At 57.3% G+C, this 8,117-nt stretch carries 9 protein-coding genes; all 9 read left to right on the top strand.

The window, feature by feature from the left end; translation table 11 throughout:
• Window positions 1–77: 77 nt before the first annotated feature.
• Window positions 78–350: a hypothetical protein gene (locus AC07XM_RS12610; RefSeq protein WP_225739969.1), complete on the top strand. Its 273-nt coding sequence runs from the start codon at window positions 78–80 to the stop codon at window positions 348–350.
• Between the two features lie 96 nt (window positions 351–446).
• Complete coding sequence (locus AC07XM_RS12605; RefSeq protein WP_102668017.1) at window positions 447–1,415, top strand: DUF932 domain-containing protein; 969 nt, start codon at window positions 447–449, stop codon at window positions 1,413–1,415.
• 81 nt (window positions 1,416–1,496) lie between these two features.
• Window positions 1,497–2,498, top strand: coding sequence for a YqaJ viral recombinase family nuclease (locus AC07XM_RS12600; protein WP_102668016.1), 1,002 nt, complete (start codon window positions 1,497–1,499; stop codon window positions 2,496–2,498).
• An 89-nt stretch (window positions 2,499–2,587) separates the two neighbouring features.
• On the top strand, window positions 2,588–3,481 hold the full coding sequence (locus AC07XM_RS12595; protein WP_102668015.1) for a recombination directionality factor: 894 nt from the start codon (window positions 2,588–2,590) through the stop codon (window positions 3,479–3,481).
• Between the two features lie 56 nt (window positions 3,482–3,537).
• Window positions 3,538–3,726 carry a hypothetical protein gene (locus AC07XM_RS12590; RefSeq protein ID WP_102668014.1) on the top strand — a complete coding sequence of 63 codons (189 nt, stop codon included), beginning with the start codon at window positions 3,538–3,540 and terminating at the stop codon, window positions 3,724–3,726.
• 667 nt (window positions 3,727–4,393) lie between these two features.
• The gene (locus AC07XM_RS12585; protein WP_102668013.1) at window positions 4,394–5,248 is read left to right on the top strand and encodes a MurR/RpiR family transcriptional regulator; all 855 of its coding nucleotides are present in this window, start codon (window positions 4,394–4,396) and stop codon (window positions 5,246–5,248) included.
• Window positions 5,249–5,250: 2 nt separating this feature from the next.
• A complete protein-coding gene (locus tag AC07XM_RS12580) occupies window positions 5,251–5,895 on the top strand; it encodes a cysteine hydrolase family protein (RefSeq protein WP_102668012.1) in 645 nt (214 codons plus the stop codon).
• Window positions 5,892–7,247: a type I glutamate--ammonia ligase gene (locus tag AC07XM_RS12575; RefSeq protein WP_102668011.1), complete on the top strand. Its 1,356-nt coding sequence runs from the start codon at window positions 5,892–5,894 to the stop codon at window positions 7,245–7,247. Before AC07XM_RS12580 ends, AC07XM_RS12575 begins: the two co-directional genes overlap by 4 nt.
• Window positions 7,231–7,983, top strand: coding sequence for an N-formylglutamate amidohydrolase (locus tag AC07XM_RS12570; RefSeq protein ID WP_102668010.1), 753 nt, complete (start codon window positions 7,231–7,233; stop codon window positions 7,981–7,983). Before AC07XM_RS12575 ends, AC07XM_RS12570 begins: the two co-directional genes overlap by 17 nt.
• The last annotated feature ends 134 nt before the right edge of the window (window positions 7,984–8,117 follow it).

Here is an 8,117-nt window from a genome sequence, read left to right as displayed (position 1 = left end):
CCCCCAACGAGGTTCATCCCATGTCATTGCAGTGTCCTCGCTGTCACTCCCCAAAAGTTGCTTCTTTCCATCATGCTATGAAAGTCGGCGCGGCCATCGGCACAGTAGGCGGTGCCGCGCGTGGCGTCAGCGCAGCTCTAGCAGGTGGTCAGGCTGGTGCGCTAATCGGCGCTATTGCCGGGCCCGTCGGCATAACTCTCGGCTCAGTGTCAGGTGCCATCCTCGGCGGACTGGCCGGCGGTGTAGGCGGATGCGCTCTCGGCGCCCAACTGGGTGAGTCGCTTGATCGCCACGTCCTAGCCCACAATCTCTGCTTGCTCTGCGGTCACCGCTTTAACCTGCCGGCCTGATCTAGCAGTACCACACCTTTTATATCCATATCGTCCGGACGGCGCTGCGCTGGGCGCGGCGCTTTATGCCGGCCTGCACCCAAAGGAATCTCAACCATGGCTCATCTCGTCGAAACTATGGCCTACGCTGGCGCTGCACCGTGGCATGGCCTAGGTAATCAACTCACTCAGAAACAGCCCATCGAAGTCTGGCAACGCGAAGCCGGCATGGACTGGGCGATCCAGGAAAGCCCCGTACTCTTCAAATCAGAGACCGTCGGCCACCTGGGCGCAATCCATTCCTTCCCCGAGCAGAAGGTACTTTTCCGTTCGGACACCAAGGCACCGCTGTCGGTGGTCTCCCAGCGCTATCACACCGTGCAGCCTCGGGAAGTCTTGGAGTTTTATCGTGACCTCACCGAGGTATCCGGCTACGAGCTGGAAACGGCCGGAGTGCTCAAGGGTGGGCGCAAGTTCTGGGCGCTGGCGCGTACAGGTCAAGGTGCTGCGCTCAAGGGTAACGATCAGGTCAACGGCTACTTGCTGTTAGCCACGTCCTGCGACGGCACCTTGGCCACCACGGCAACACCCACCACCGTGCGCGTAGTCTGCAACAACACCTTGACCATCGCCCTGAATGGCACCAACCGTGCGATCAAAGTGCCGCACAACACGCGTTTCGATCCAAAAGCGGTGAAGAAGCAGCTCGGCATTGCAGTCTCGCAATGGGACGACTTTATGTACCGCATGCGTGCGCTGGCCGAACGCAAAGTGCAGTGGCATGAAGCGCTGGGCTTCTTCATGAGCGTGCTGTGCGAGACCAATCCGACCGGCGCACTGCCGGAGGTACTGCCCAACGAACGCGCCCTGCGAAAGGTTCAGGAGCTGTACGAAGGTCGCGGCCGAGGCAGTCAGCTGGACTCGGCTCGCGGTACCGCCTGGGGCCTGCTTAACGCCGTAACCGAGTACGTCGACCACGAACGTCGTGCCCGTAGCAACGAATACCGCATGGACTCGGCCTGGTTCGGCCAAGGGGCGCAGATCAAGCAACGTGCTCTGGACACCGCCCTGCAACTTGTCGCCTAACCGGTTACTTCCTCCCCCCCCCAAAACACCCGATCAGCCTCGTTGCTGATCGGGCGTTTCTATTTCTGCAAGGTGAACGCTATGAACGCTACTCCGTTGCGCAGCACTAGCAAGGCTCGTCCAGCGCTGCGCCTGATCAGCACCAAGGAACTGCCTCGTGAAGATTGGCTGGCGGTGCGCAAGCAAGGCATCGGCAGCTCGGATGCCGGCGCTGCGGTGGGCCTAAATCCCTACAAATCGCAGTTGGAGCTGTGGCTGGAGAAAACTGGTCGAGACACCACACTGCCAAAAGCCGACCCACATGATGAAGAAAGTCCGATGTACTGGGGCAACGTGCTGGAACCAATCGTGGCCTGGCACTACAGCAAGCGTACTAAGAATAAGGTGCGACGTATCAACGCCGTACTGCAGCATCCGAATCCGGATATGTCCTGGATGCTAGCCAACATTGACCGTGAGGTGATCGGCGCGGACGACGTGCAGATCCTCGAATGTAAGACCGCCGGCATAAACGGGGCACGTCTCTGGAGGGAAGGTGTACCCGAGTATGTAGAACTGCAAGTGATGCACCAACTCGCAGTCACCGGCAAGCAGGCGGCAGATGTAGCGGTGCTACTCGGCGGTCAGCACCTGGAGATCCAACGCATCGAGCGAGATGAGCAGATGATCGCCCGCCTGATCGAACTGGAGCGAAAGTTTTGGAACTACGTGGAAACCGATACCCCGCCGCCAGCCGACGGCAGTGCATCGGCCGAGGCGGCATTGCGCTGCTTGTACCCGGAGGACAACGGTCAGACCGTCGACTTCAGCGGCCATGCAGGATTGGCGGAGGCCTACTTAGAGCTCAAGGCCGTGCGCCGATCCATCGGCGAGAAAGAAACGCGCGAGGCCCAACTTAAGCAGATGCTGCAGCAAGCCATCGGCGAGGCCACCCGAGCGGAGTTCTCCAACGGATATATCAGCTGGAAGAAATCCAAGGGCAGCACCGTGCTAGATGTCGAACGCCTACTGAAAGAGAAACCTTACCTGCAGGTTCGCTACGCCAAAACCAAGGAAGGCAGTCGCCGCTTCCTGATCAACTGACTTCGTTATTCCTCACTTCCCTCCCCTTGGCCAGTCCACGCAGTTCGCGCTACGTGGCTGGCCTTTTTTTCATTTCTAGGAGAACCATCATGTTGAAAGGCTTAGCCCTGACGCCGCCCGTGCTCGGACGCATATCCATCGGCAAAGTCGTTGAGAAAAACGGTAAACGCCTGCCGGAGAAAGATGATCAGTTCACCATCACATCCCAAGTGCAAAGCAGGGATGGCTGGCTGCTACATCCACTCAACAACGAACTGCGCCATAGTAAGGAAGACAAGCTGCGCAATATTCCTATACGCCTATTGTTCAACGAACCGGAGCTGAATTTCCGGGTCGATTACACCCTGTTCGACCGGCAATCCGGGCGACCACTGTGCGTCGGTAATGGTGAAACCTGCAAGCGCATTACTCAGGACGGCATACACTCTCTGACCTGCCCCTCGCCGGATGCCTGCCCACTGGCCAAAGGCGGTGCCTGCAAGCCTTACGGCCGACTGAATGTGATTATCGGTGATGAGGATTCGTTGGGTAGTTTTGTGTTCCGCACCACCGGATTCAACAGCATTCGCACCCTGGCTGCTCGACTGCATTACTTCCAGGCCATCTCAGGTAATCGACTGGCTTGCCTGCCGCTGGAGCTGCGTCTACGCGGTAAATCCACCCGGCAAAGCCATGGCACGCCGATCTTCTATGTCGACCTCACGATACGCGCTGGCATGGATATAAGCGAAGCGCTGCAGAAGGCGAGCGAGCTGGATACACAGCGGCAAACAGCAGGTTTCGATCAGAGGGCTCTAGATGACGCAGCTCGCCGAGGCTTTGGCAACGGCGCCTTCGAGGACAGCGAGGAGGACAGTCACGTCGTGATTGAGGAGTTCTTCGTAAACTCGGAGCCCGCCAGCACCTCTAGCCAGGGTGAATCGCAGCCAGCTCCCAACTCACTCGCGGGAAAACTAGAAGCCCTCACCTCGCAGGTCCACTGAATCAAACCTGTCTGTGCTGAGTAATCTGCCAGGCAAAAGCTTTTTGGAGATCCGCCATGCCTCTACTGCGATTTTTGCTCTGTTTATTCATTTTCGTCGGTGCGCTCGCCGCCGCAGGAGCGCTGGTGCTAAGCATTCTGCTCATGCTGCGTTTCCCACCGCTGTTACTGACCGTGGTGCTGGCCTGCTGGATCCTGAGTCGCTTACTCAGGCTACTGTCCCCCGACCAGAGAAATCCTAGCTGAAATACTCAAAATCAACGTGCGCGGCCGTTTCCATGGCCGCTTTTCCAGGAGAATGAATCGTGCTTCGACATTGCTTGATATGCGACTCCAAGGCCGTCCTGACCCGGGAAGCAGCTAAGAGAATCGCACTACTGGTCGGCCTAGCTGACAGCGCGTTGCGAGAAGCGCAGAAAGCGAATGAGAATACCCAAGCGCCAGGCAGCCATCTATTCATCAATGGGTTGGCCGCTATCACTCCCGTCTATCCATCAGCATTGCGGGTAGCCGAAGATGTCGGCCAAGTATCACTTCGCGGGGTTCAACTGCTTGTGCCTGCGCTGTGGTGCTCTGTTCGACGAGCCAGGGGAACAAGAATCCTCTGAAACAACAAAGCAACCGCCGTGACTGAGCCAATCAGTCCCGATCAAGCCTATCGGCGGCTCTTGTGGGTGGGACGAGTTAATGAATCAGCGCGTCACCAACAAAAAGGCAGATGGGGCCGCATTGAGTTGCAATCAGTCATCTGACGGGCCTATGTTCAAAAATCGACGGCCGAAAGCCATTCCTTCCTCACTGTAGTGAAAAAAACAGGAGACACAGAAAACGCTAGACATGTTCGATTCACTACACATACACTTGTTTCAGCTGGTTCTGTAATAAAAGCAACAGCGCTTTGAAAGGCGATCCAATGACAAATTTACGTGAAAAAATCACCGATGCCGCTCTGAAGCCGACCCCATCGGAGCGCAAGGTAATCCGTGTTTTGCTTGACCACTATCCAAGAAGCGGACTTGGCTCAATGGCCCGCTTGGCGGAGCAGGCAGGTGTCAGCGACCCGACCATCATGCGGTTGGTGAAGAAGCTGGGATTTGGTGGCTACGCTGATTTCCAGGAAGCCCTGCTCAGCGAGATGGATCAACGCTTACGCTCCCCGATCACCTTGCTTCAGCCCCGCGCTCACTTGTCCCAGGACGATGCCTGGACACTTTATTTGCAAGACAGCAGCCGCACCCTTCAAGAAACCCAGGCACTGACTCAGCCCGAAGATGTGCGTGTTCTCGTCGACTGGATCCTGGACAACCGACACCAGATTTTTTGCTTCGGCGGTCGACTCAGCAGTTTCCTCGCCGGCTATCTGGTCAATCACTTGCGCTTGTTGCGTTCGGGGTGCCACACGCTGGAAGACAATGCCCAGCTTCCCGATCGCATGTATGACATTCAGCGCCAGGACGTCATCCTGCTTTTCGACTACCGCCGTTATCAGACCCAAGCACTGCGTGTCGCCACGGCGGCCAAGGCACGCAATGCCCGCATCGTCCTGTTCACCGACATTTATGTCTCCCCCTTGCGCGAACTGGCCGATCTGATCATCAGCGCCCCCGTCGAATCGGTCTCTGCGTTCGACACGTTGGTTCCCGCACTCGCCCAAGTTGAAGCCCTGATTGCCACCCTGACTCAACGCAGCACCAACCTGAATGATCGCCTGGAAGGTATTGATTCGCTGCGCGCTGGATTCGCCGCCCACCTCCTAGAGGAAAAATAATAATGCTCACCCTTCCCCATCACTCTCCGCGTGATTTGCCCTTCAGTGACGGCCACACGGCTCTTTTACTGGTCGATATGCAGCGTGCCTGGCTGGATCCGCAGTTTGATCCTCACTTGCGAGGGCCAGAGGCGGAATACTTCCTGACTCGCGCTCAAACCACGGTGATACCGAACCAGGTAAAACTGCTGAAGGCGGTGCGCGGCGCTCGACAAAATGTGCTGCACACCATTATCGAGAGCTTGACGGCAGATGGTCGTGACCGCTCGCTGGACCACAAGTTGTCGGATATGCACCTGCCCCGGGGCAGCTTCCAGGCGGGCATTATTGATGAGCTTGCCGTCATCGAGAACGAAATCGTGCTGCCCAAGACCTCGTCGGGTGTATTCAACTCGACGAACATCGACTACGTGCTGCGCAATCTTGAAACCCGGCATCTGATCATCGCAGGGATTGTCACCGATCAATGCGTGGACATGGCCGTTCGCGATGCGGCGGATAGGGGCTATCTGGTCACACTGGTCGAGGATGCCTGCGCGACCTACACGGCACCAAGGCATCAAGCCTGCCTGGACGCCATCAAAGGGTATTGCTGGATCACCGACACTCAAACCGTCATCAACCGTTTGCAGGAGATGGGAGCATGAGTCTGTCCAATGCAGAGACAAAACCTGTCGCACCCACGGCCATGACCACCATTGTCACCACAGACTTGATTGGTGTGACGCGCGGGCGTTCATTTCCCAGCGACGAGCTTGAGAGTTACCAGGTTGCGGGCTGTGGTTGGGTACCTGCCAACAGTGCCTTGACGCCACAGGACGTGGTGGCCTCCGATAACCCGTGGGGATCCTGTGGCGATCTGCGCCTGATTCCGGACATGGGAAGCCGCGTCCGCGTGCCCAATGGCCCCGACGCCAATGCACCGGGTTTGGACTTCATCCACGCCGATATCTGCGAAACCGATGGACAGCCCTGGTCGGCCTGCCCACGCACATTGTTGCGCAATGAAATCCAGCGCTATCGCGACGAACTGGGTCTTGAGGTGACGGCAGCGTTCGAGCATGAATTCAACCTGGGCTATTTGGACCCGGCTAACTCGCACCACGCATTTTCCCTCGCCGCCCAACATCACGCCGCGTCCTTCGGTGGCTGGTTGCTGAGTGCCCTGAAAGCTGCCGGCGTAGAGCCGGAAATGTTTTTGCCGGAATACGGCAAGGCTCAATATGAAATCACCTGCCGCCCCATTCAGGGAGTCGCCGCCGCCGACAGAGCCGTGAACGTACGGGAGATCACCCGCGAAATCGCCCGGCAGATGGGCCTGGACATCAGTTTTTCTCCCAAGCTGCAACCCGATGGGGTGAGTAATGGTGTGCATCTGCATATCAGCTTGCAGGATCAGACTGGACACCCCGTCATGTACAACCCCGAGCAAGACAATGGACTCTCGGCACTGGGCCAGCACTGGGCCGCAGGGGTACTGAAGTATCTGCCGGCCCTGTGCGCGTTCAGCGCACCGACGCCCATTTCGTATCTGCGCCTGAAACCCCATCACTGGAGTGCTTCATACGCCAATCTGGGGCAGCGCAACAGAGAGGCTTCGCTGCGCATATGCCCGACTATCACGATCGGGGGCAAGTCACCCGCCAAACAATACAACCTGGAGTTTCGCCCGCTCGATGCGACGTCATCGCCGCACCTGACCATGGCCACAGTGCTGATGGCCGGCAGAATAGGCATCGAACACAAACTGGTTCTGGACGCTTCGGCCGATGAGGCGCCGGACATGCTGAGTGAGGAACAACGTCAGGCACGAAACCTCGTAGCCCTGCCTGGTTCTCTCAGCGAGGCATTGGCCAGTTTGCGCGACAGCAAGGAGCTGTTTGAGCAAATGCCGAAGCTGCTCCTCGATGCGTACTTTGCCGTGAAAGCCCAAGAGCTGAAATCGACGCAGACCATGACCCCTGCCGAACTGTGTGATCACTATGCTCGACTCTACTGAAACACTGGAATACGGCTTGTACGACAAGCCGGTTTACACCGTGAGCCGGGAAAACGCCGAGCATGCGGTCATTCTGGTCTGCGAACACGCCAGCGCCTTTATCCCGCCTGAACTGCGTGGTCTGGGCCTGACCGACGAAGCGGCCAAGGAGCACATCGCTTGGGACATCGGCGCGTTGGCGCTCGCCGAAAACCTGTCGGAGGCACTCGGCGCGACATTGATATCCGCGAACTACTCCAGATTGTTGATTGACCTGAATCGGCCGCTCGAAGCGCCGGACAGCATCCCTATTCGCAGTGAAGTTTACGATGTGCTGGGCAATCAACGCCTGGATGGAGCGACACGGCAGTATCGGCAAGAACGTTTGTTCAAGCCCTTTCATCAAAAGCTGAGCGAACTGATCGACGCTCGACTGGCCCTGGGCCGAGAAGTCCGGGTCATTGGGGTCCACAGTTTCACACCGGTCTATCACGGCAAGCCGCGTGCGGTTGAAGTCGGCATTCTGTTTGACCGTGCTCACACTTACGCGCACACGCTGATTCAAGGCCTGGCGGCTCACGACCTCAAGGTAGCGGCCAACGAACCTTACGAGATCAATCCTCTTGAGGATATGACGGTGCCCTTTCATGGCGATCAACGGGGTATCAACGCTGTACTCATTGAAGTGAGAAACGACTTATTGCAAAAACCGGAAGCTGTTCGGTCATGGTCAAACTACTTGGCTCCACTGTTGTAAATGCTGTTGCTTGTTAAATCGGTCATACAACTATAAAAAACCGCCTAGGCGTCTTTTAACCTGCCGGGTTTAAAAAACCTGCTTCAGCCGTTATGCCGTTTCCAGCTGACGGGCTGAAGTAGCCGCCTTACTTG

The sequence above is a fragment of the Pseudomonas sp. GW460-LB5 genome, from assembly GCF_059423245.1.
Note: the sequence above shows the minus strand (reverse complement) of the source record. Positions and strands in the feature narration are given on the sequence as shown.